General features: G+C 38.4%; 19 protein-coding genes. 12 read left to right on the plus strand and 7 right to left on the minus strand.

Translation table 11 applies throughout. The features are described from left to right. Genes FOC45_RS06045 through FOC45_RS06055 form a run of 3 tightly spaced genes read left to right on the plus strand, consistent with a single transcriptional unit; the run spans position 1 to position 2,761 of the window. Positions 1–1,011: a bifunctional oligoribonuclease/PAP phosphatase NrnA gene (locus FOC45_RS06045; RefSeq protein WP_009392189.1), complete on the plus strand. Its 1,011-nt coding sequence runs from the start codon at positions 1–3 to the stop codon at positions 1,009–1,011. A 7-nt stretch (positions 1,012–1,018) separates the two neighbouring features. Beyond that, positions 1,019–1,591, plus strand: coding sequence for a gliding motility-associated peptidyl-prolyl isomerase GldI (gene gldI, locus FOC45_RS06050; RefSeq protein WP_009392188.1), 573 nt, complete (start codon positions 1,019–1,021; stop codon positions 1,589–1,591). A gap of 24 nt (positions 1,592–1,615) precedes the next feature. Continuing rightward, positions 1,616–2,761 carry a peptidylprolyl isomerase gene (locus FOC45_RS06055; RefSeq protein ID WP_009392187.1) on the plus strand — a complete coding sequence of 382 codons (1,146 nt, stop codon included), beginning with the start codon at positions 1,616–1,618 and terminating at the stop codon, positions 2,759–2,761. Positions 2,762–2,819: 58 nt separating this feature from the next. Here FOC45_RS06055 and pepE read toward each other — a convergent pair whose 3' ends face one another. Further along, positions 2,820–3,521, minus strand: coding sequence for a dipeptidase PepE (gene pepE, locus FOC45_RS06060; RefSeq protein ID WP_009392186.1), 702 nt, complete (start codon positions 3,519–3,521; stop codon positions 2,820–2,822). A 94-nt stretch (positions 3,522–3,615) separates the two neighbouring features. Between pepE and FOC45_RS06065 the strand changes: the two genes are divergently transcribed. The 6 genes from FOC45_RS06065 to FOC45_RS06090 all read left to right on the plus strand — a co-directional run bounded on the left by FOC45_RS06065 (position 3,616) and on the right by FOC45_RS06090 (position 12,766). Next, on the plus strand, positions 3,616–4,620 hold the full coding sequence (locus FOC45_RS06065) for an aldose epimerase family protein (protein ID WP_009392185.1): 1,005 nt from the start codon (positions 3,616–3,618) through the stop codon (positions 4,618–4,620). Between the two features lie 36 nt (positions 4,621–4,656). Then, a complete protein-coding gene (locus FOC45_RS06070; RefSeq protein ID WP_009392178.1) occupies positions 4,657–5,400 on the plus strand; it encodes an endonuclease I family protein in 744 nt (247 codons plus the stop codon). A 1-nt stretch (position 5,401) separates the two neighbouring features. Further along, on the plus strand, positions 5,402–7,303 hold the full coding sequence (locus FOC45_RS06075) for an ATP-dependent DNA helicase RecQ (protein WP_009392176.1): 1,902 nt from the start codon (positions 5,402–5,404) through the stop codon (positions 7,301–7,303). A 136-nt stretch (positions 7,304–7,439) separates the two neighbouring features. After that, positions 7,440–10,004 carry an ATP-dependent Clp protease ATP-binding subunit gene (locus FOC45_RS06080; RefSeq protein WP_009392174.1) on the plus strand — a complete coding sequence of 855 codons (2,565 nt, stop codon included), beginning with the start codon at positions 7,440–7,442 and terminating at the stop codon, positions 10,002–10,004. 12 nt (positions 10,005–10,016) lie between these two features. Then, complete coding sequence (locus FOC45_RS06085; RefSeq protein WP_009392173.1) at positions 10,017–10,844, plus strand: C40 family peptidase; 828 nt, start codon at positions 10,017–10,019, stop codon at positions 10,842–10,844. Beyond that, on the plus strand, positions 10,841–12,766 hold the full coding sequence (locus tag FOC45_RS06090) for a ComEC/Rec2 family competence protein (protein ID WP_034539221.1): 1,926 nt from the start codon (positions 10,841–10,843) through the stop codon (positions 12,764–12,766). Before FOC45_RS06085 ends, FOC45_RS06090 begins: the two co-directional genes overlap by 4 nt. Here the strand turns inward: FOC45_RS06090 and FOC45_RS06095 are convergent. Together FOC45_RS06095 and FOC45_RS06100 are read right to left on the minus strand one after the other, a co-directional pair. Continuing rightward, on the minus strand, positions 12,749–13,438 hold the full coding sequence (locus FOC45_RS06095; RefSeq protein WP_009392168.1) for a phosphatidylcholine/phosphatidylserine synthase: 690 nt from the start codon (positions 13,436–13,438) through the stop codon (positions 12,749–12,751). The genes FOC45_RS06090 and FOC45_RS06095 overlap by 18 nt on opposite strands. A 3-nt stretch (positions 13,439–13,441) precedes the next feature. After that, complete coding sequence (locus FOC45_RS06100; protein WP_009392166.1) at positions 13,442–14,278, minus strand: FKBP-type peptidyl-prolyl cis-trans isomerase; 837 nt, start codon at positions 14,276–14,278, stop codon at positions 13,442–13,444. Positions 14,279–14,365: 87 nt separating this feature from the next. Here FOC45_RS06100 and FOC45_RS06105 point away from each other — a divergent pair, with 87 nt between their 5' ends. After that, positions 14,366–14,761, plus strand: coding sequence for an RNA-binding S4 domain-containing protein (locus FOC45_RS06105; protein WP_009392164.1), 396 nt, complete (start codon positions 14,366–14,368; stop codon positions 14,759–14,761). Positions 14,762–14,771: 10 nt separating this feature from the next. Here the strand turns inward: FOC45_RS06105 and FOC45_RS06110 are convergent, their stop codons facing one another. Continuing rightward, positions 14,772–17,117 (minus strand): thiamine pyrophosphate-dependent enzyme, encoded by a 2,346-nt coding sequence (locus FOC45_RS06110; RefSeq protein WP_009392162.1) that lies wholly within the window; start codon positions 17,115–17,117, stop codon positions 14,772–14,774. 161 nt (positions 17,118–17,278) lie between these two features. On the opposite strand from FOC45_RS06110, the gene FOC45_RS06115 reads away from it, so the two are divergent. Then, positions 17,279–17,890, plus strand: a complete 612-nt coding sequence (locus FOC45_RS06115) for a fumarylacetoacetate hydrolase family protein (RefSeq protein ID WP_009392159.1) — start codon at positions 17,279–17,281, stop codon at positions 17,888–17,890. 49 nt (positions 17,891–17,939) lie between these two features. Here the strand turns inward: FOC45_RS06115 and FOC45_RS06120 are convergent, their stop codons facing one another. The 3 genes from FOC45_RS06120 to fbaA form a co-directional block, all read right to left on the minus strand. Beyond that, complete coding sequence (locus FOC45_RS06120; protein ID WP_009392158.1) at positions 17,940–19,205, minus strand: carboxypeptidase-like regulatory domain-containing protein; 1,266 nt, start codon at positions 19,203–19,205, stop codon at positions 17,940–17,942. A gap of 184 nt (positions 19,206–19,389) precedes the next feature. Further along, a complete protein-coding gene (locus FOC45_RS06125; RefSeq protein WP_009392157.1) occupies positions 19,390–20,106 on the minus strand; it encodes a Bax inhibitor-1 family protein in 717 nt (238 codons plus the stop codon). A gap of 147 nt (positions 20,107–20,253) precedes the next feature. Beyond that, positions 20,254–21,321, minus strand: a complete 1,068-nt coding sequence (fbaA, locus tag FOC45_RS06130) for a class II fructose-bisphosphate aldolase (RefSeq protein WP_009392156.1) — start codon at positions 21,319–21,321, stop codon at positions 20,254–20,256. A 365-nt stretch (positions 21,322–21,686) separates the two neighbouring features. Here fbaA and pta point away from each other — a divergent pair, with 365 nt between their 5' ends. After that, positions 21,687–23,762 carry a phosphate acetyltransferase gene (gene pta, locus FOC45_RS06135; RefSeq protein ID WP_009392154.1) on the plus strand — a complete coding sequence of 692 codons (2,076 nt, stop codon included), beginning with the start codon at positions 21,687–21,689 and terminating at the stop codon, positions 23,760–23,762. Positions 23,763–23,854 lie beyond the last annotated feature (92 nt).

Here is a 23,854-nt window from a genome sequence, read left to right on the forward strand (position 1 = left end):
ATGAATACACACGATATTGAAACAACTTGTAAGTGGCTACAGCAGCAGCCTATAATAAGCATTATACCCCACAAAAATCCTGATGGCGATGCTATCGGAAGTTGTTTGGGGTTATGCCTCTACCTAAGGCAGCTTCAGCTAAATGCTACAGTGGTGTCGCCTAATGATTTCCCTGAGTTTTTAAAATGGCTACCTGCGGTTGATGATATTATCATATACGACAACGACCAAGAGAGGGCAAAAACTCAAATAGAGGCTTCTACGCTTATTTTCACACTTGATTTCAATTCCCTAAAGCGCGCTGATAGTCTTAGCGGACTATTAGAAAAGCAAACAGCAGCTACCTTTGTAATGATAGACCACCACCAAGCACCAGAAGATTACGCTCAAGTAACTTTTTCTGACCCGAGTGCGAGTTCTACCTGCGAGATGGTGTACAGATTTATAGAAGCAATGGGCGACAAAGCTCTTATAAATAGTGATATAGCTACCTGCCTATACACAGGGCTAATGACCGATACTGGCAATTTTAAATACCCTACTACTACCAGCGATACGCTCAGAATTGGGGCTTTCTTGATAGATCAAGGGGCTAACAATAGCCAGATAAACAGTCTGGTATTCGACACCAATTCGTACAATAAGTTACAGTTGCTAAGCGTAGCCTTAAGAAACTTGGTGTATGTAGAAGAGTGGGATACTGCCTACATCACCCTGACTTCTGAAGAGTTACAGCAGCACAACCACCAAAAGGGCGATACCGAAGGCTTTGTAAACTACGGACTGACGATAAAAAACACCCGTCTGGCAGTGATTTTTATTCAAGAGGGGGATTACGTTAAAATGTCATTGCGCTCTAAAGGCACTACCGATGTAAATCGTTTTGCACGCGAGCATTTTAACGGCGGCGGACATATCAATGCGGCAGGCGGCAGATATGATGGCACTATAGAAGAGGCTGTAACCTACTTCAGAAGTGTACTTCCTGATTTCATACAAAAGAACAGTTAATAAAATAATGAATATACTAAAAAAAATAGGCCTCCTAAGTGCCCTTGGCATAGTTTTGGTAGGTTGTGCTGACCGACAAGCACGCCATCCTGTAAGTAAGAAGACTAGCACTTTCTTGAAAGAATCAGCTGTAAAGAACAAAGCCCTCTTAGCAAAAGAGCAAGCGCTGATAGACGATATCATCAAAAAGGACACGCTGCATACTTTCTTAGACTCTCAGCACGGATTTAAGTTTTACTACCTACACCAAAACCCTGAAGCTGATTACACAGCACAGTTTGGCGATATAGTAACTTATGACTATAGCCTGTCAGACCTAAATGGTAATGAACTGTACCAAGAAAAACCTGATGGCGAATACCGCTATCATGTAGATAAAGAAGAAGTTTTCCAAGGCTTGCGCTCAGCTCTCAAACTATTAAAAGAGAAAGAAAGCGGGGTGTTCTTTTTTCCGTCAAGCGTGGCATATGGCTATCGAGGCGATAAAGATAAAATAAGCTATAACCAGCCTATTATAGCCAAAATAGAAGTTTTTAAAATAGAAAAGAATCCAGAGAAGGTATTACCTCGCCCTGAATAAGTAATTTTATTTAAATAAGTATATATGAGACAAATGAATTTAATCGCATTGCTATCGGCAATGTTTGTATTCTTTAGTTGCAATTCGCAAAAGAAAGCCTATAAAGATTTAGGCGATGGTCTTTTTGCTGACATCGAAACTACTAAGGGACATATTGTGGTAAAACTCAACTACAAAGAAGTACCTACTACGGTAGCTAACTTTGTAACCTTAGCCGAAGGTAAAAACAATTTCGTAAAAGTAGAATACAAAGGAAAACCTTTCTACAATGGTACTATTTTCCACCGTGTAATAGATGGTTTTATGATACAAGGTGGTGACCCCACCGGCACTGGTATGGGCGATCCTGGTTACCGCTTCGAAGATGAATTTGTACCCTCACTTAGGCACAACAAAAAAGGGATTTTATCAATGGCAAACTCTGGCCCTAACACCAATGGCAGCCAGTTCTTCATCACTCAAGTACCTACCCCACACTTAGACGGCAGACACACAGTATTTGGCGAAACAGTAAAAGGTGAAGAGGTGATAGATGCTATCGCTAAGGCTCCAAGAAATGGTCAAGACCGCCCTAATGAAGACATCAAAATAAAGAATATCACTATTGTTGCCAACGGAAAAGACGCTGAAAAGTTTGATGCTGTAAAGGTATTCGACAACTACTTCAAAAGTGTAGCTGAAAGAGAAAAAGAGAAAGAAGAGCGTGTAAAACGTGCTTCTGCTAAGTTTTTAGAAGAAATAAAAGTGCAAGAACCTCAAGCTAAAGTACTGCCTTCTGGAGTAAAAATCTTTACTATAAACAATGGCGAAGGTAAACAACCTAAGCAAACCGAATTTGCAATGGTAAACTATGCAGGTTATTTGCGCAACGGGGCTCTTTTTGACTCTAACATCAAAGAAGTAGAAGAAAGTTATGGCAAATACCAAGCTATGCGCGAGCAACAAAACGGTTATCAACCTATTCCTTTCCCTTATACTCCTTCAGCTCAATTGATACCTGGGTTCAAAGAAGCTCTTCTCACTATGAAAGTAGGCGATAAGATACGCGTATTTATCCCAGCAACTTTAGGATATGGCGAAGCAGGAGCAGGTGATGTTATCCCACCTAATAGCGATTTGATTTTTGATATAGAAATCACTGGCACTATGGCTGCACCTAAAATGAATTAAGAATTTTAGATAATTAGTAAATAAAGAGACGATGCTCAAAAACATCGTCTCTTTATTTTTAGGGGTATACAGGGCTTAAATCAGTGGTTTCATAAGGAGGCTGGTCTTTTAAGAAAACACGGGCAGTAAGATTGCCTTTTAGCTCTATTTGGTCATCAGTAATTCGTAGCCAACTGCCTTCTCGCAAACCTATTACGGGTATATCGTTAAACTTATGAAACTCTTTAATGCGAGTTTCACGCGTTTCGCCCTTGTGCTTGCTATGAGGGTCAGGGTCTAAATAATGCGGATTGATATTAAAAGGCACAGCCCCCAGCGTCTGAAAAGAAGGCGGATAGATAATAGGCATATCGTTAGTGGTTTGCATCGTCTGTCCTGCTATATTACTACCTGCACTAGTACCCATATAAGGCGTCCCTCCAGCTACCACCTCGCGCAAAATAGACATCAAACCGAGTTCGTACAAGCGTGTAACAAGCAAAAAAGTATTGCCTCCCCCTGTAAAGATAGCTTTTGCTTGCGCTAATGCTGCTTTAGGGTCGGCAAAGGTATGTAGCCCCACTACCCTCTTCTGTATCTTTTCAAAGCCCTGCTGTGCAATAGCGGTATATTCATCGTGAGTGATACCACTGGGGCGTGCATAAGGTATAAAGAGAATTTTATCAATTCCTGCAAAAAAGTCAGTAAGCTCTTCTTGTAAATAAGACAGATAGGTACCTCCATAAACAGTAGAGGTACTGGCTAATAAAAGTCTTTTCATTAGTATAATACGTTTTTAGGTTATCAGTGGCAAAGATAAAAAATAATTGCCAATTGATAATTATTTTTTATCTTTGCCTAAAATTAAGTAAGTAATGAAGAAGACATACAATACAGATTTATTGCAAACTGTCGTTTTGCGCAATGCTAACGGTATGGAAGTGAGTGTGATGAACTTTGGGGGCATCATCAACTCTATAAAAGTACCTGTAAAAGGTAAAAAAGTAGAATGTGTATTAGGGTTTGATACCTTCGAAGAATACATAAGCGATCGTTATAGAGCTGAATATCCCTATCTGGGTGCCGTAATAGGGCGTAATGCAGGGCGCATCAAGTATGGGAAAGCCTATATAGACGATAAAGAGGTACAAGTAAACTGCAATCTGGGCGAAAACCAAATACACGGAGGCTTTACAGGATTTGATAGTGTATTTTGGGAAGTATTAGTGAAAGAAAATGGTAAAAATCCTTCTGTAACTCTGCAATATATTAGCAAAGACGGCGAAGAGGGCTACCCAGGGGAAGTAGTAGTACGTGTAACCTACACTCTCACCGAAGACAATAAACTGCGTATAGACTACCAAGGCTCTACCGATGCCCCTACAATCTTAAACCTTACCCAGCATACATACTTCAACCTAAATGAAAGTGACACTGATATTCTGGGCAATACGCTGCAAATAACTGCTGATAAATATGTACCTTTAGAAGAAGGCTTTTTCACCCCTACAGGCGAACGACCTTCTGTAGCAGGCTCACCTTTAGACTACCGCAAGGGTCAAAAAGTATATGCTCATACCGACAACTCGTTTGTGCGCGAAATACATGCTGAAAAAATAATGGCTACCCTAACCAACAGCGAGGGCAGCTTAGTGATGACAGTACGCACTAATCACCCTGTGCTACACATATACGCAGGCTATTACCTGCCCTTATTAGAGGTAGCTCATCGCAAGACTATAGGACAAAGCAGAGGTATCTGTTTTGAAGCACAAGGCTATGCCGATGCTACCAAACACCCTCATTTTGACAGTGTAATACTCAGACCTGAAGAAAAGTACGAATACTTTACTGAATTTCAGTTTCTATGTAATGATTAGAAAAAGAATACCAATAACAAGTAACACAAAAAGTGAATGAAAAAGATTTATTTTATATTGTTTTTAGGGCTACTCTTATCGTGTACCCAAACTCATAAAAACGCGCCGTTACAACCAGTAAAAGTAACGGTACCTACTGAACTACAAGCCTATTACCAAGGAGTTGATTTTAAAAAAACAGGAAAAGCCTTATATGATGAGTTGGCTACCCTTACTATCGCTAAGCACACAAACTTCTTAAGTTATAAAGACCGCCATAAATACCTATACAAAGCAGATGCTAGCAAAAAAAATCCTGAAAATGTAGTATTGGTCTACACAGGGGAAGAGCGGTTTTGGCAAGAATATGAAGGAAATAAACGTTATTCACCAACTACGTTCAACACCGAGCATATTTACCCAAAATCAAAAATTGTGACTCAGGCGGTTACTGACCTACATCACTTAAGAGTGTGCGACAAAAGCGTAAATTCAAGACGAGGCAATCACCCTTTTACTGAAGGGGAAGGAGAGGCTAAACTGATAGGAAGTGCTTGGTACCCAGGTGATGAATGGAAAGGCGATGTCGCACGGATGGTTTTATACCTAAACTTGCGCTATAATGAAGAACTGAATAGTGATATTAGCACCGGTGGACTTGAAATGTTATTAAAATGGAATGATGAAGACCCTGTTTCAGACTTTGAACGGCAGCGCAATAATGTGATACAAACAGCACAAGGCAATAGAAATCCATTTATTGACTTTCCTCAGTTAGTCCGCCCTGCTTACCAACACTGATATGGCTATGGAAAGCCCTGAACTAATACTAAAAAAATATTGGGGGTTTGACAGTTTTCGTCCACCACAAAAAACAGTTATTGAATCAGTTTTAAAAGGGAATGACACATTGGCACTAATGCCTACAGGAGGAGGAAAATCAATAACCTTTCAGGTACCTGCTATGCTTAAAGAAGGAATTTGCATAGTAGTGTCGCCCCTAATAGCCCTGATGACCGACCAAGTAAATGCGCTAAAAAATAAGGGTATTAATGCTATTTCATTAGGCGGTAGTCTGCCTTATCGCGAGTTAGAACGCTTGCTGAACAATGCCTTGTACTCAGGGTGCAAATTCTTATACCTATCACCCGAACGACTACAACAAGAAATAGTACAAAATTTCCTAAAGGTAATGAACATCAACCTTTTGGTTATCGATGAAGCACACTGCGTATCGCATTGGGGCAAAGATTTTCGTCCGGCTTATTTCAAATGCCAATGGCTAAAAGAGCAGTTTCCTACAGTGCCTCTATTAGCCCTTACGGCTTCAGCTACCCCTAAGGTGCAACATGATATTTTAAAACTGCTATCCATCGAAAAGGCAACAATAGTAAGTACTTCATTAGCTCGCCCCAATATCAGCTATAAAGTATTCAAAGAGGACGACAAACACCATCTTTTGCTTCAGATACTGAAGAAAAACGAAGGCAGTGTTATCATATACACCCGAAGTAGAAATGGCACAGACTTTTTGGCTTCCTTACTTATCTCACAAGGATTTACTGCTACTTTCTTTCACGGAGGACTGACTTCTGAAGAGAAAAACAAACGACTAAAACTATGGTTAGACAATGAAGTACGTATAATGGTGGCTACTAATGCCTTTGGTATGGGGATTGATAAGCCCGATGTGCGAATGGTTATTCACTGGAATATCCCTCTGACCTTAGAAGATTACTTTCAGGAAGCAGGACGAGCAGGACGCGATGGCAAAGCGGCATCGGCTATAATGATTTACAACGAAACAGACATTGAGACTGCTGAAAAGCTAATGGGCGATTATCTGATAGATATTCCATTCTTGAAATTGGTTTATGCTAAGCTCAATAGTTATTTCAAAATAGCGATAGGCGAAGGTACTAATGAAACTTATGGTTTTATGTTTCCTGACTTTTGTATGCTATATGAACTCCCTACCCTAAAAACGTACAACGCTTTACAGGCATTAGATAGGTTTTCAGTAATTTCGCTTAGTCAGCAATTCAATAATAAAGTAAGTTTTCAGCTTACTGCCCCTATTCCAACCTTGATAGAGTATGACCACACCCATAGGCACTTAAGTGCGACTCTTTTTTATTTGGCACGTACGTATCCCCTAATTTATAGTCAGCCAGTGGTTTTAGATACTGCTAAAATAACCGAATACACTGACTTGAATTACTATCAGCTCATTGATTATCTTGAGCAAATAGACCGAGATGGTATGGGAGTACTAAAGAACAAACAATCAGATGTACAAATAACTTTCAATCTGCCTAGAGATGACGACCGCACTATCAACAGTATCAGTAAAAACATCAAAGAATACAACCATACTAAATTAGCCCTACAGCAAGAAGTATATAGGTATTTAAACAACGAAAAAAAATGTCGAAGCCAGCAATTGCTTGAGTATTTCGGAGAGAAAACTACTCACCCCTGCGGTATTTGCTCTAACTGTATTGCTCACCATAAGCCTAAAAAAATAGACAAAAAACAAGTGAGAGAAGAACTATGGGAGCTACTGAAAAAAGCTCCTATTCGTCCTTCAGATATACTTATAAAAATGCCTTATACTAAAGAGGTTATCAATCCTATTTTAGAGGAATGGCTAATAACAGAAAAAATAGAATTTACGGTGCGCAATGAACTTTTTGTAAAATAAAATATTTCAGAAAAATCTTTTGTTATATCATTTTTTTTACTACCTTTGCACAGATGTATAGATGAGGCAAAAAAATTGGAATAATTTTTGCAATCGATAAAAGATTTATTTTAATACAAGAGGAGATTTATAAATTATGAACGACAACTTTTCACCAAGAGTCAAAAGGATATTCACATACAGCAAAGAGGAAGCAGTGCGGCTGGGGCAATCGAGCGTAGGCACTGAGCACTTTGTGTTGGCAATGATACAAGAAGGTGAAGGTAAAGCGATAGAAATACTGCAAAGTCTGCATACTGATATGGACAGACTACGGCAACATATCCACACCCTCACTTCGGCAAGAGGGTTAAATCCTCCTAATTTTAATGCCATTCACTTCACAGTGCAGGCAGAAAGAGCTATGCAAGCTACCTACTTAGAAGCAAAGCGTTCTCAAACGGAAACTATAAATACAGGGCATTTATTATTAAGCATTTTGCGCAATGAGAATGACCCTACTACAAGGGTATTTAATAAGTTAGGAGTAACTTACGACAGTGTAAAAGCTAAGTTTCAACCTATACGTGAGGACAATTTTCAAATAAATGTTCCCACCCCTACAGCTACCACTACTTTTACTCCGCCTACAAACGAAGTAGAAGAATACGAGCGTGACTATAGACTTCCTCACGAAGGACGCCCTTTCAGAAGTCCGCAAAACCCCAATGCTCCCTTAGGGCAACGCAAACTAACAGTACTCGACAATTTCGGAAAAGACCTAACCTTATTAGCTGAACAAGGTTTATTAGACCCTGTAGTAGGAAGAGAAAAAGAAATAGAACGGGTATCACAAATATTAGGAAGACGTAAGAAAAACAATCCTTTGCTAATAGGAGAACCAGGAGTAGGAAAGAGTGCTATAGCTGAAGGATTGGCATTGCGTATTGTGCAGCGAAAAGTGGCACGAGTATTGTATAACAAAAGAGTGGTTACCCTCGATCTAGCGTCATTAGTAGCAGGCACTAAATACAGAGGACAGTTCGAAGAACGGCTAAAAGCCATAATGAACGAGCTAGAAAAAAACCGTGATATTATCTTATTTATTGATGAGATACATACCTTAGTGGGTGCTGGTAGCGGCACTGGTAGCTTAGATGCCTCAAATATGTTTAAACCTGCCCTTGCACGTGGCGAAATTCAATGTATTGGCGCTACTACTCTTGATGAGTACCGTCAATCTATAGAGAAAGATGGGGCATTAGAGCGTCGTTTTCAGAAGATATTGGTAGAACCTACTAATATAGACGAGACTATACAAATACTTAAAAATATAAAAGGAAAATATGAAGAACATCACAATGTAATCTATAGTGATGAGGCTTTAGAGGCTTGTGTAAAGCTCACGAACCGTTATCTAACTGATAGATATTTACCCGACAAAGCTATTGATGCTCTTGACGAGGCAGGATCGAGAATACACATTACACAGCTCAAAATTCCAAAATATATATTGGAAGTAGAAGAACAGTTAGAAAAAGCTACCAGAGCTAAAAATGATGCTGTTTCTCGCCAACAATTTGAAGAAGCTGCCCACTTACGCGATAACGAAAAACGAATAGAACATTCGTTACTTGAGTTAAACCGAAAATGGGATCAAGACTCTAAGCTACACCGCGATGTAATAACTGAAGAGCACATTGCTGATGTTGTTTCGATGATGAGCGGTATACCTGTTAGCCGTATTGCACAAACCGAGATGAACAAACTCGCTGAGCTTTCAGCCATTATGAAGTCGAAAATCATCGGACAAGACGAAGCGGTAGAAAAGGTGGTTAAAGCGATTAAGCGCAACCGTACAGGGCTGAAAGACCCTAATAAACCAATTGGGTCATTTATATTCTTAGGGCAAACAGGGGTAGGTAAAACCCAATTGGCTAAAGTATTGGCTAAAGAGTTATTTGACTCTGAAGATACAATGGTTCGCATAGATATGAGCGAGTATATGGAAAAATTCTCAACTACACGCCTCATCGGAGCCCCTCCTGGTTATGTCGGCTATGAAGAGGGTGGACAGCTTACAGAAAAAGTGCGACGCAAGCCTTATTCAGTAGTACTCTTAGATGAGATTGAAAAGGCACATCCTGATGTATTCAATATGCTACTGCAAGTATTAGATGATGGTTTCTTAACCGACAGCTTAGGTAGAAAAATTGATTTTAGAAATACTATCATCATAATGACTTCTAACATTGGTGCGCGCCAAGTAAAAGAGTTCGGACAAGGAGTAGGCTTTGGCACTTCAGCTAGAATGGCTCAATCAGAAGCTAATGAGAAGTCAATAGTAGAGAATGCTCTCAAGAAAGTATTTGCACCTGAGTTCTTAAACCGTATTGATGATGTGATTACTTTTAATCCGCTTAGCAAAGAAAATATCTTTAAGATTATTGATATTGAGCTATCTAAGCTCTACTCACGCATCAAAGATTTAGGATATGAGGTACAATTAAGCGAAAAAGCTAAGAACTTTATAGCTGAAAAAGGGTATGATAAGCAGTACGGAGCACGACCTCTAAAACGCGCTATTCAAAAGTATGTAGAAGACATTTTAGCAGAAGAAATTGTCTCTAATCACATACAGCAAGGAGATAGTATCGACTTTGATTTAGATACAAAGGGAGAAACTCTTATGATAAAACAAAAAGAAAAAATATTCATTTAAACCTATGTAATTATGCACATTTTAAGACTTTTAAGCCTATTTATACTATTATTCAGTTTATCGTCTTTCACCGAAAGTACGAATATAAAAGAAAACATAGCAACTAAAGCAACTGTTACAGTAGCAACAACGTTAACAAACAAAGGAAATCCTAAGAAAAAGACTTACTCTCCTCCTAAAAAGAAGAACAGTAAGACTGTTGCTAGTAAAAAAAATAATAAAATAGCTCAAAAGCGCAAAGTAGCTGTACGGCATAATGCTAAAAGAAAAACTGTAGCTTCTGCTAAAAGAAGGAAAGCCACCAAAAAGACTATTGCCCCTACTCAATATGCTGAGAACACAACTAAAGCAGAAGATATACAAGATGATTTAGAAGATGAAGAACTTTTAGAAGAGGAAGAAGAGAACGAAAGTATAGATATTGCACTCACAGCCTTATCAGAAAGCAAAGCTGATACTCAACAACAAAAGATACTTTTAGATACTGCTTTTTCCTATTTAGGTACTCCTTATCGACACGGAGGTATTACACGCAAAGGAATGGACTGCTCAGGCTTTGTAAGTACAGCTTTTAAATCTATAGAGATACCTCTTTCTCGTTCATCACAAGAGATGGCTACACAAGGAAAGAAAATCAAGTTATCAAACGTACAAGTAGGTGATTTGCTTTTCTTTAAAACCTTAAGAAAAAATAGAATATCACACGTAGGTTTAGTTGTTGATGTTGATGGTGGAGAAGTTAAATTTATTCATGCTTCCTCTAAAAGAGGAGTCGTTATTTCTTCACTTAGTGATGCTTACTATAAGAAAGCTTTCCGTATTGCAAAACGAGTGATGTGAGATTTGTAAATCTTTTCATATTAACAATATTATTAGGAATAATAGGGGGTATCACTATTACTAACATAGTGTTACCCTCTTTTTTTATAGCTCTAAGCGTCTGTTGTTCTACAATTGTAACTTTAGCTATTCACCAGTTTTTATTTACCAAAAGGTACTACTTCCGGCACGGACTTATGCTACACACCTTTCTTACTTCAGTAAGTGTAGGTATATTTATAGTAGCTCTACGTTCTCCTATTGCTGATAAAAATCACTATACTCAGGTACTCTCTCCTAATCAATACTATCTATTACACGCCCGCGTGATAGAACAAACTGCTAAAACAGACTTCGGCACTACTTTTAAAATTAAAGTAATATCTGCAGACCATCAGAAAGTAAATGGTGAGATGCTTTGTTTTTTCCCTTCCAAAATTAGCACTAATATTATAAAAACAATAGAGCCTAATAATGAATTATTTTTCATAGCAGAGTGCAAACCTATAAATCCTCCTAAAAATCCTTATCAGTTTGATTATAAGACGTATATGAAGCGGAAAGGTATCTATTGGCGTGCTTATGTACAATCAGTAGGGCATATTGAAAAAAATAATAAGCACAGAGATATAAAAAGCCATATAGAATACTTACGCAACTATTTAGCTACTACTATAGATAAACATTTCAATAATGAAAGTGCCTCTGTACTAAAAACGCTTTTATTAGGAAAACGCAATGATTTAGATGAAGAACTCTATCAAAACTATGTAGATGCTGGTGCAGTACATATCTTAGCCATTTCAGGCCTACACGTAGGTATTATAACCTCTATACTACTTTTCTTCTTACAAAAAATACCCAATACGCTCTTATCTTACCGACTTATCCGCTACCTAATCTTATCAATAGGTTTATGGGCTTTTGCACTAATAGCAGGCTGTTCTCCCTCTGTACTACGTGCTACCCTGATGTTCAATCTTATTGGTTTCTCTCTTCTTATTCGAGATAAAGGAGGACGGTTTGATTCACTTATGCTCTCTATGCTTTTCTTATTGCTTATCAATCCTTCCTACCTATATGATGTAGGCTTTCAGCTCAGTTATGCTGCTGTATTCTCTATATTAACCTTTTACCCAATTACTCTATGCTGGTGGTTTCCAGAAAATAAATATGTAAGATACATATGGTCATTAGTAACGGTAGGTTTTACAGCTCAAATAGTAGTAATACCTATTAGTTTATACTATTTTCATCAATTTTCTATCTTATTCTTTATTGCTAATATAGTGGTAGTACCATTATTACAACCTATTCTCATTCTTGGCATTCTCTGTTTACTATTAGCTTCTACAGTGGGGTTACCTAATATTGTGGTACTCATCACAGAAAAACTAATATGGCTTATGAACACATTAATACGACTCATAGCCGAACAAGAGTTCTTTATCATTCGCAACATACAGTTCAACACACTTATGTTGATTGCCTCTTTGTTAATTGTTATAACCATCATCTGGTGGCGACACTACCAACACCAAAGAGCTGTAAAAGCTATCTTAATAAGTATCATTATCATGCAAGTAGTGCTCTTTTATAATAAATACCAACTATCCACTACCCAAGAGATGCTCATCTTTAGCAAATACAAAGAGAAAGTTATTGCTATTAGGCAGGGACAGCAACTAAAAGTCTTTCAAAATGATACTCTCTCACTAAGTCCTATGCTGAAGAACTATATTAAACAGGGAGGTATTACCGATATTTCATTACAAAAAATGCCTTACCTACTACACTTTAAAGAAAAAAACTACTTGCTTATAGATAGTCTGGGCATATACCCTACCTCTAAGCAAGTAGTTATTGATAGTGTTATCTTTGTGCAACAAACTCCTAAGATTAACTTAGATAGAATGAAGCAAGATTTATCTCTTCGTTATTAAAGAAAGTAAAATATACAGCAAAATAATAATAGGTACTGCTATCACTTTCAGTATAGCTATCAGCAATACACTAATAGCTAAAAATATATACTTCACAGCATTATTCTTAAAGGAATAATCCTTAAATTTCAGTGCAAATAAAGGCAAATTAGCATTTAGCAGATAACTACTCATTATAGTTATTACTAATAATACCCAAGTACTATGCAATAAGGCTACCGTACCAGTATTTTGTATTACTGCTAATGAAATAATAAACAATGTATTCGCAGGTGTTGGAAGCCCTATAAAGCCTGTTGTCTGCCGTGTATCTATATTGAAGTTAGCCAAACGATAAGCCGAAGCCAATGTAATAAAAAAACCTACATAAGGCAGATATACTACCCAAGTATTAGCACTCTCCATCATATCACTCAGCTGTAGCATTTGATACATAGCTATACCAGGTACTACTCCTGAGGTCACCATATCTGCCAATGAGTCTAATTGCAGTCCTATTTCTGATTTTACCTTTAGTAAGCGAGCAAAAAAGCCATCAAAAAAATCAAAAAAGATACCTAATAGCACCCATCCTCCAGCTACATATACATTCCCGCCCGCAGCATATATCACTGCTATACAGCCGCATAGCAGATTGCACAAAGTAATAATATTAGGAATATGTCTCTTCATCTGTTATTTGCAATCAGCGTCTAAATAATCAGGCAAGTAAGTTCTATCTTTTTTAGCATCGCAGTCTGGATAGGTTACAATACCATAAGGATCGCGTACTATTTCGTCTATTGATTTTTTACCATCGTGGTCGTGGTCTGCTCGGCGAGTAGCAATGAGGCGGACTGTAAAGATAAGAGGCGAGTAAGCAGGTATTTTCGATTGTGTATTGCTAAAATACCCTAATCCAGAAGGAATAAAGAATACTCCTATACCTCCATCAGTAGGCGCATTTAGTGTACCATCTGTATTATTTGAAAGTTTATTATCAGCAGACGATTTCAGCAGGGCAACTCCTTCTCTAAAACCTTTAATAGTACCTGCAGGTCGTTGTGTAACTATATTGCCAATCAAATCCATCCAATAAGAGAGTGACTGAGTTTCTGTCTTGTCAAATACACTGAGGTCAAGTAGCTGACCTTTGTAGTTCACATATACCGAATCGGCTATAGTAGTAGTCGTACCAACGCCTTCCTGTAGTATCATATAATAAAGCGTATGGCGCACTCTTTGGCTATTAGCATCATATACATCTAACTCCAAACGTTTTAAGTTGCTATTATTAAAAATAGCATCTGCTGTATTGCTGGTAGTTGTAAAAACTACGGTTTCCGAAATGGTCGCAGTAGGCGAAAAAGTATAGCTATGGGTCTTGAGGAACTTCTCTATTGCTGCATTATTTTCATTTCTCACTTCGGTTACATCGCGCGGAGGGGTAGCGGTTTTGCTATCATTTTTTTTACAAGATACGGCAAAGAGTAGCCCTATCACACTGATACTGAATATAATTTTGTTTATCATATAAAAATATTGTCTTAATTTTAGGGCGCAAGATACAAAATTATTTCTTACTTTTGCGCCTATTATGATTTTAAATTTTCTATAAATATGCGAATTGATAAATATCTATGGTGCGTTCGTTATTACAAAACGCGTAATATCGCCACCGAAGCCTGCAAAAAAGGACATATCCGAATCAATGGTGAAACGGTAAAACCTTCAAGAGAAGTTTATAAAAACGACTCTATCACAGTGCGTAAAAACCAAATCAACTACCAATTAGAGGTACTTGATATACCTGAAAGCCGCGTAGGAGCTAAGTTGGTAAATCTCTACCGACAAGACAATACGCCTCCTGAAGCTTTTGAGCAAGCTGAACTACAGCAACTGGCTCAAGATTACTATCGCGAGAAAGGAGAAGGCCGCCCTACCAAAAAAGATAGACGTGCTATTGACAACCTACTAAACGACTTTCAAGAAGATACCGATGACGAATTGCTATAAGCCACAGGGCTTATAGCAATTTTGGATATTTATGCGGATTCGCTTCGTGCATTATGCTGTATATCTTCTCAATAATACTATCAGCATTAGGCTTAGAAAAATAATCACCATCAGTAGCATATGCCGGACGGTGATTACCCGCTGCTAATGTTTGCGGTGCACTATCTAAGTACTGATAAGCGTTTTGTTCTTCTACTATCTTCTGCAAAATGTATGCCGAAGTAGCCCCTGGCATATCTTCATCTACTACTAATAATCTGTTGGTCTTCTGTATACTCTTCACTATGTCGTGTCGCAAGTCAAAAGGTGCTAACGACTGTACATCTATAATTTCTATCTCTATACCAAGTGCCGATAACTCATCTGCTACCTCTGTAACGATGCGCAAGGTCGAGCCGTACGATACTACAGTCAGGTCTTTACCCTCACGCAGGGTTTCTACTACCCCTATAGGAGTGGTAAATTCGGTGAGGTTAGTTGGCATAGCTTCCTTCAGACGATAACCGTTCAAGCACTCTACCACTACCGCAGGCTGATTGCTTTGCAATAAAGTATTATAGAAGCCTGCTGCTTTGGTCATATTTCTTGGGGTGAGGATACAAACCCCGCGTAAGGCGTGCAATAATATTCCCATTGGTGAACCTGCGTGCCAAATACCCTCTAAACGGTGTCCGCGTGTTCTGATAATTAGCGGAGCTGATTGTCGCCCAAAAGTACGGTAATGCAGCGATGCTAAGTCATCACTTAAGGTTTGTAGTCCGTAGAGTATATAGTCTAAGTACTGTATTTCAGCTATAGGGCGCAAGCCGCGCATCGCCATACCTATCCCCTGCCCTACTATGGTCGCTTCACGTATCCCTGTATCCGATACTTTGGTCACTCCGTATTTCTTCTGCAATCCTTCTAATCCTTGGTTTACATCACCTATATTACCAACATCTTCCCCAAATATCAATAAGTTAGGATACTTAGTCAGAAGGGCGTCAAAGTTATCTCTTACTACTATACGAGCGTCTACCAGCTCAGCATCAGGGTTATACACAGGGGCTACCTCACTAACATTTAGCGCGCTATGGGCACTTTCTGTATAAAGGTATTTACTATATTTAGGTTCATTTATTGCCAAATAATCATTTATCCAAGAGCGAAGAACTCCTACCTCGCGTTGTTCTTTTACCCATTGTCTGAGGGCTTTGCGCGCGGTGTTGAGTATTACTTTTCGCAAGAGCGTAGGGGCTGCAGCCAAAGACGCTGCGTATTCATTATTAGGCTCTATTTGGTTGAGTAAAGCTATCAATTGCTGCCTTTCTGCTTCCATTGGCTTAGTATAGGCTTCCCACGCTTTCTTTCTACCGTCTTTTACTCGTTTCTTAGCCTGTTGTTCTATAGTTGCTAACTCTTCTTCAGTAGCATACCCCGATGCCAAAATCCACTCACGCATCTTACTGATACAGTCAAACTCTTTTTCCCATTCTAAGCGTTCAGCACTCTTATAGCGTTCGTGAGAACCTGAGGTTGAGTGTCCTTGGGGCTGCGTAAGTTCGCGCACGTGCACCAATACCGGTACGTGTTGCTCACGTGCTATGGCAGCTGCTTTCTGATATGCCTCATATAAAGCCGGATAATCCCAACCATTTACTACCATTAGCTCTATACCTGCGTGCTTATCATCGCGTACAAAGCCTTTCATCACTTCAGAAATGCTTTCTTTGGTTGTGTGATATTCCTTCGGTACCGAAATACCGTATTCATCATCCCATACCGACATTACCATCGGCACTTGCATCACCCCTGCGGCATTAAGGGTCTCAAAGAAATGCCCTTCACTGGTACTAGCGTTGCCTATAGTACCCCAAGCTACCTCATTACCGTGGTCTGAAAATCCTTCAGCTGCAGCGTTAGGTAGTGCGCGATATACTTTCGAAGCCTGAGCCAAGCCCAATAAGCGTGGCATCTGCCCTGCTGTACACGAAATATCACTACTGCTGTTCTTTTGTTTCAATAGGTTTTTCCATTCGCCATTTTCATCAAGACTATGGGTGGTAAAGTGCCCTCCCATCTGCCTACCTGCACTAGTGGGGTCAGCTTCTATATCAGCGTGTGCATAAAGTCCCGCAAAAAAATGTTCAACAGTATGCACCCCTATAGCCATCATAAAAGTCTGGTCGCGATAGTAACCACTGCGAAAATCACCTTCTCTGAAAGCACGTGCCATAGCCACTTGTGGTACTTCTTTACCGTCGCCAAAAATACCAAATTTAGCCTTACCTGTAAGTACTTCTTTCCTACCCATTAAGCTGCATTCGCGACTGATAAGGGCAATACTATAGTCTTCTAAAATATCCTCTTTTTTCATTAGTTCTTCTCTTTAATAGTTTGAAAAAATAATAAAGTGGTTTGCTTTACTCTTTAAAAAGCAATGGGCAAATGTATTACTTTTTTTATGAATAAACAAGATAATTAGCATTTTTATTTTTATCTTTGTGCGCTAATAACAAAAAAAACAGAAGTAGAACTATGAAAATCATTTGTGTAGGAAAAAACTATACCGACCATATCAAAGAGTTTGACGGAGTGATACCCAAAGAAATGGTACTCTTTATGAAGCCCGACACAGCACTTCACAACCTCGAAATACCGTATTATATACCAGATTTTACGCATAACCTGCATCACGAAATAGAGGTTGTACTCAAAATCAATCAGAATGGCAAGTGTATTGCCGAAAAATACGCCCATAAGTATTATGATGAAATTGCCTTAGGTATCGACTTCACAGCACGTGACCTACAGCAAACCCTCAGAGAAGAAAGCCTTTCGTGGGAAAAGGCAAAGGCTTTCGATGGCTCAGCTATTGTGGGTACTTTTATACCTAAAACCGAATTGCCTGAGCTAAATCATCTGAACTTTCGCTTAGAAAATAATGGCAAAACCGTACAAGCAGGCAATACCGAAAATATGCTTTGGCACTTTAACCAAATTATAGCCGAAGCCTCTCGCTATTTCACCCTACGCAAAGGCGACCTTATCTTCACCGGCACCCCAAAAGGCGTAGCCCAAGTACAAGCAGGCGACACCTTAGAAGCCTTTTTAGATGATAAATCTAACTTCAAAATAAAAATCCGCTAATAAATACAAAAGACGAAAAACAGTGAGCGCTGTTTTTCGTCTTTCGTCTTTAGTACTCTTCTTCTTCTATTTCTTTTTTCAGTTCTCGTCTTTCTTCTTTAGAGCTACTTGCTCTCTTTATAGCACCTTTACACCTCTTATTATAAACGTCCAATTCTTTATAAGCGGTAGTATTTTTAGGAGCTTCAAAAGCTTGTGTAAGAGTACTACTCCCTGCAGCCAATAATATCTCCTTATAATGCCAACTCCCTTCTTCTATAGGGTACTTTTGCCAATAATCTTTATCGTATACTATCTTCTTTCGTGAACATGCTAACAGTTCAGGAGTTACCAAGTTTTTATATAACTGACGATTTTGTGGAATATAGAAATCTAATAGAATATGAGCAATATCTCTTTTTGACTGATAATTCTTTAACGTAAATGATATTTTATTCGTAATAAGATAACCATCTATAGGGGTATAAAAAATATCCCCTTCTACTAGAGATTTTTCTTCAAAAGCTATAGAAAAACACTCCTTACTGAGTTTATAACTATCACAGTCTATCCACATTTTCCCTTCAGAATGTATAAAATAGCGAGTTTCATTTACTATCTTCTTTTTTAGTTTGTAGCATAATACCCAATAGGCTTTACCATTGATATTTTCAGTAGCTTCTAACCAAAAATTATAATAACTACTTTTCTTTAGAGGGTGATTAGCTATATAAAAATTATATTTACTTAAAGAAAAAGGGTCTGGATATGCAACCTCTATAAATCGCGCTTGGCAAACTATAAAAGTAGGCATATCAAAAATTTTAGTATTCAAAAGACTTGCAAAAATACCTCGTCCGTCTAACTCTGTATAGCCCATACCTTTTTCGCCAAAATTAAGTTTTCTCGCCTTAAACGGTACCGAAAAACCACTCTCCATCGTATTTTTATAAACCTTTCGTATTCTTTTCACAAAATCTTTTATATCAAAATCTTTTTTCCGATAGACTACAACCTCTTCCAATTGTGTGATATGGGGTTTCAAGACTATTTTTGAGGGTATTTTAGCAGTATTTTCAAAACAAATAGGCTCATAAGCTATATGAGTGATACATATTTTACTTTTAGAGTGCGGTATTATAGCTATTTTAAAAATACCATTATCATCTGTTGAAGCTAAAACACTATCGTTTACAGTAATCACAGCTCCATAAATAGGGGTATCAGTTTCACTCTCCACCACTTTTGCTGAAAAAAGCACTTCTTGTGAAAAGAGAGTTAATGGAAACAAAGCTACTACAGTGGCTATAATGCCTTTTAAAACTTCTTTAAACATCAATATTTACAGTTTGTTATTTATAATGACACAAAATTAAATAAGTTCACTGTAACAAAAAAATAATTAACGAACTTTATATCTCCTTCTTATATTTTTGTGAAATACAAGAAATTAAATACAAAAGACGAAAAACGGCACTTACCGTTTTTCGTCTTTTGTATTTAATTTTTCGTCTTTAGAATTAGTTTCTTCTCGACATCAATATTCTGAGTATATACCAGAAAAGAAGCATTATTGAAGAGAATAGCTGCAAAGCTGCTGCCACATATTGGTCAGTGCTATAGGCGTTTTTAATATTATAGGTTTCGTAGAGTATACCTCCTGCAGCCAAAGCCACCATAGCCACTGAAAACCAAAGTCCTAAGTCAAAACCAAAGATAGTTCCTGCTACTATAAGCCCTAAAGCCACAAAACCTCCTACCACTAATATAGTACGTAGAAAAGAGAAATCAACGCGAGTAAGGAATACCACTGCGGTAAGTCCTCCGAAAAGAGCTAAAGTGATAATCCCAGCTTGCGATAGAATAGCTGTACCGGTATAAAGCAGCGCTATCTTAATAATAGGCAAAAAGATAATAGCTTCTAAAAGCACATAAATACCCAAGCCCATATATTGAGTGCTTTTATCTTGTGCTTGTGTCCATTTATTAGCCAAGATAGAGCCCAACCAAAAGCCTCCTAAGATAAATAGCCATACAAACTTACCTCTGACCATCGAAAAGATAAGTTCTTTAGGTATAAGGTTTTGCAAGGCAGCTTCTACCCCTATAAAAGCCAAAAGAGCTAGGGCTACGTGGGTATAAGTCTTGCGGTAGAACTCAGCTTGTGCATCAGTAGCTGCATAGTTCACTATCTGCGGATTTTGGTAATTGGTGTTGTAATTGTTGTTATAACTCATAATATAATTATTTTAAAAGTATTTTTCATTCTATTATATCAAAAACTTTGCCAAAGGCTTAATGAAGGGGAATAACACGGGGAAGTGTCAGGGAAATACCTTTGGCAAAGTCAAAAAATATAGTGTTTCAGTTATGAAAACAAACTACTAAAGTGTGTTTACGTTGTTAAGGTCTTCGAAAGCTTTTTTCAAACGAGCCACGAATGTTTTTTCACCTTCGCGTAGCCATACACGTGGGTCGTAATACTTCTTATTAGGAGCTTCAGGACCTTCTGGGTTACCTATTTGTCCTTGTAGGTAAGCCGCTTTAGCTTTCATATAGTCACGAATACCCTCAGTGAAAGCGTATTGTAGGTCAGTATCTATATTCATTTTCACCACACCGTATGATATAGCTTCACGTATTTCTTCAAGGGTTGAACCAGAACCTCCGTGGAATACAAGGTCAAGAGAGTTATGAGGCAAGTTGTATTTCTTAGAAACGTAGTCTTGAGAGTCTCTTAAAATTTTTGGAGTTAATTTTACGTTTCCTGGTTTGTACACCCCGTGAACGTTACCAAAAGCAGCTGCAATAGTAAATTGCGGACTTACTTTGCTAAGTTCTTCATAAGCATAAGCTACGTCTTCAGGTTGTGTAAAGAGTTTGTGCGATTCTACGCCAGAGTTGTCTACTCCATCTTCTTCACCACCAGTCATACCGAGTTCTATTTCAAGAGTCATATCCATTTTGCTCATACGGTCTAAGTAGCGTTTGCAAATTTCGATATTTTCTTTGATAGGCTCTTCTGATAGGTCAATCATATGTGAACTGAAGAGAGGTTTGCCAGTTTCTTTAAAGTGTTTTTCTGAAGCGTCAAGCATACCGTCAAGCCAAGGAAGCAATTTCTTAGCGCAGTGGTCAGTATGCAAAATGATAGAAGCACCATAAGCTTCAGCTAATAAATGCACGTGTTTAGCTCCTGATACAGCTCCTAATATAGAGGCGCGTTGTCCGTCATTAGAGATGCTTTTACCAGCCATAAACTGAGCACCACCATTAGAAAACTGAATAATCATAGGGGCATTAACAGCTACTGCTGTTTCTAAAGCCGCGTTGATAGAGTTAGAACTAATCACATTGGCTGCAGGAAGTGCAAAACCTTTTTCTTTGGCGTATTTAAATACTTCTTGTACTTCTTTACCAAGAATAACGCCTTTTTTAATGTTATGTGCCATTTCTTTATATAAATAATTTAATTTCAATCGTCAACGAGACCTTCTTCATATTTTGACCGCAAAGGTAAAAACAAAAAAACAAATAAACAAATTATTTCTTAGTTTTATTTAAAGAGAGGCTTGTTCCTGTATCGTTCCTGTATCGTTCCTGTATCGTTCCTGTATCGTTCCTATATCGTTTGTATATCTATTAAAAGGTAGAACAAGTTAGATAAATTAGAAGCTTCTGGAATGTTTACTTATAAAGTATTAATCTATTAACCATCGCTGAAAAAAAATCTATTTATTTCTTGTTAATTAATAATTGTTTCGTATCTTTGCCACCAATACTGTAAAACACTAAAATAGTTAATTTTATATAAAAGATGAACAAGTCAGTTTATATTATTGCTGCCAATGCCCACAGTGGTAAGTCAGTAGTAACGCTGGGGGTATTGCAGATGATTATGCGCAATACTGCCAAGGTGGGGTACTTCCGCCCTATCATCGAAAGTAAATCTAAAAAAGATACTTTCATCGAAACCGTTTTAGAGCACTTTAAGCTTGATATGAGTTATGATGAAGCGTATGCTTATACTCGCCAAGAGGTTATTGCTCTTAAAAACGAAGGCAATATAGGCGAAGTGTACGACACCATCATCAAAAAATACAAAGCCTTAGAAAGCAAATTCGACTTTGTATTGGTTGATAGCTCAAGCGCTGTAGATGATAGCTACTTCGATGTAAACTTCAACGCCTCTGTAGCGCAAAGCCTTAACATCCCTGCATTAGTTGTACTTAAAGACAACTTCACTTCAGAAGACGAACTTGCCAACCAAGTACAAGCCGCTCTAAACAATTTTATAGAAAAAGACGTGCGCGTGCTCAGCGTGTTTGTAAACAAAGCTACTAACGCTACTGCGGCTACTATCAGCCGTTTAGAACAACGTTTCAAAGACACTACCTTTACTATCATTCCGCGCAAAGAAGAGCTTTCTCGCCCTACTATTCGCGAGATAGCCAATGCCCTAAAAGCTGAATTCCTTTACAAAGGCGATAATATTGATGTTACTACCAAACACACTATGGTAGGAGCTATGCAGCTGTCTAACTATTTAGCTAAACTACACGAAGATACTCTTGCTATACTTCCTATCGACCGTATCGACCTTATTGCAGGCTCTTTGGTAGCCAACTATTCTAACTTCTCTAACATCAAAGGAGTAGTGCTCTACGGCGACCTAACTCTTAACCCTTCAATGAGTAAGATTTTTGATGGTATCCAAAAGAATATTCCTATAATGGTAGCTAAAACTGATACTTTCGAAACGGCTAACATCATCGGTAATACTCAAGCACACATTTACCCCGAAAATACTGAAAAGGTAAAAATGCTTCTTCAGTTATTTGACGAAAATGTAGATGCTGACAAGCTAAACAGCAGCATTGCTTCTTTCAAATCGGAAACTATCACCCCTCGTATGTTCCAATATAATATGGTGCAAAAAGCACGTGCCGGACAAAAACGCATCGTGCTCCCTGAGGGTACTGACGACCGTATTCTTACTGCGGCTTCTCAATTGGCTGAAGACGAATTGGTTTACCTCACTATCTTGGGCGAACCCGAAGCTATCAAAACCCGTGCTAAGAACATTTTGGGTTTAAAATGGAACGAAGAACGCATAAACATCATCAATCCTGCTGAAAGTGATAAATACGAAGCCTACGCTGAAAAATTATATGAATTGCGCAAAAGCAAAGGACTTGAACTTTCTCAAGCTAAAGACCTAATGCTCGATGCCTCTTACTTCGGTACAATGATGGTATTCTTAGGTGATGCTGACGGTATGGTATCAGGAGCCGTAAACACTACAGCCCACACTATCCGTCCGTCATTGCAATTCGTAAAAACAAAACCTGGCGTAAACACCGTTTCATCAGTATTCTTTATGCTCTTACACGACCGTGTATTGGTGTACGGCGACTGTGCGGTTGTGCCTAACCCTACTGCTGAGCAATTGGCTGACATCGCTATCAGTTCTGCCGATTCTGCTATCGCTTTCGGTATCGAGCCTAAGGTAGCCCTCCTTTCTTATTCTTCTGGCAACTCTGGTAGTGGTGCCGATGTAGATAAGGTACGCGAGGCTACAGCTCTTGTAAAAGAACGCCGCCCTGACCTACTTGTAGAAGGACCTATACAGTATGACGCTGCCGTAGATCCTAAAGTAGGTAAACAAAAAATGCCTAATTCACCTGTAGCAGGGCAAGCTAATGTACTTATTTTCCCAGACCTCAATACTGGTAACAACACCTATAAAGCTGTACAGCGCGAAACTGGTGGTTTAGCCATAGGCCCTATGCTACAAGGATTGAAGAAACCTGTAAACGACCTAAGTCGCGGGGCTCTCATCCCTGATATTTACAACACTGTACTTATCACAGCTATACAATCTGAATTTTAATATTTAGTTATTAGTCTTTAGTCGTTAGAATAGAGTTACTTGCTAACGACTAAAGACTAACAACTAAAGACTAACGAAACACTAAGAACTAA

Source organism: Capnocytophaga sp. FDAARGOS_737 (genome assembly GCF_009730375.1).
GTDB classification, from domain to species: Bacteria; Bacteroidota; Bacteroidia; order Flavobacteriales; family Flavobacteriaceae; genus Capnocytophaga; species Capnocytophaga leadbetteri.

Excerpts from the sequence above, each read along its gene's own strand:
- pta (WP_009392154.1), top strand. The coding sequence starts at position 21,687 with ATGAACAAGTCAGTTTATATTATTGCTGCCAATGCCCACAGTGGTAAG.
- FOC45_RS06110 (WP_009392162.1), bottom strand. The coding sequence starts at position 17,117 with ATGAAAAAAGAGGATATTTTAGAAGACTATAGTATTGCCCTTATCAGT.
- fbaA (WP_009392156.1), bottom strand. The coding sequence starts at position 21,321 with ATGGCACATAACATTAAAAAAGGCGTTATTCTTGGTAAAGAAGTACAA.
- FOC45_RS06075 (WP_009392176.1), top strand. The coding sequence starts at position 5,402 with ATGGCTATGGAAAGCCCTGAACTAATACTAAAAAAATATTGGGGGTTT.
- pepE (WP_009392186.1), bottom strand. The coding sequence starts at position 3,521 with ATGAAAAGACTTTTATTAGCCAGTACCTCTACTGTTTATGGAGGTACC.
- FOC45_RS06115 (WP_009392159.1), top strand. The coding sequence starts at position 17,279 with ATGAAAATCATTTGTGTAGGAAAAAACTATACCGACCATATCAAAGAG.
- FOC45_RS06070 (WP_009392178.1), top strand. The coding sequence starts at position 4,657 with ATGAAAAAGATTTATTTTATATTGTTTTTAGGGCTACTCTTATCGTGT.
- gldI (WP_009392188.1), top strand. The coding sequence starts at position 1,019 with ATGAATATACTAAAAAAAATAGGCCTCCTAAGTGCCCTTGGCATAGTT.
- FOC45_RS06045 (WP_009392189.1), top strand. The coding sequence starts at position 1 with ATGAATACACACGATATTGAAACAACTTGTAAGTGGCTACAGCAGCAG.
- FOC45_RS06100 (WP_009392166.1), bottom strand. The coding sequence starts at position 14,278 with ATGATAAACAAAATTATATTCAGTATCAGTGTGATAGGGCTACTCTTT.
- FOC45_RS06125 (WP_009392157.1), bottom strand. The coding sequence starts at position 20,106 with ATGAGTTATAACAACAATTACAACACCAATTACCAAAATCCGCAGATA.
- FOC45_RS06120 (WP_009392158.1), bottom strand. The coding sequence starts at position 19,205 with ATGTTTAAAGAAGTTTTAAAAGGCATTATAGCCACTGTAGTAGCTTTG.
- FOC45_RS06080 (WP_009392174.1), top strand. The coding sequence starts at position 7,440 with ATGAACGACAACTTTTCACCAAGAGTCAAAAGGATATTCACATACAGC.
- FOC45_RS06085 (WP_009392173.1), top strand. The coding sequence starts at position 10,017 with ATGCACATTTTAAGACTTTTAAGCCTATTTATACTATTATTCAGTTTA.
- FOC45_RS06055 (WP_009392187.1), top strand. The coding sequence starts at position 1,616 with ATGAGACAAATGAATTTAATCGCATTGCTATCGGCAATGTTTGTATTC.
- FOC45_RS06105 (WP_009392164.1), top strand. The coding sequence starts at position 14,366 with ATGCGAATTGATAAATATCTATGGTGCGTTCGTTATTACAAAACGCGT.
- FOC45_RS06095 (WP_009392168.1), bottom strand. The coding sequence starts at position 13,438 with ATGAAGAGACATATTCCTAATATTATTACTTTGTGCAATCTGCTATGC.
- FOC45_RS06065 (WP_009392185.1), top strand. The coding sequence starts at position 3,616 with ATGAAGAAGACATACAATACAGATTTATTGCAAACTGTCGTTTTGCGC.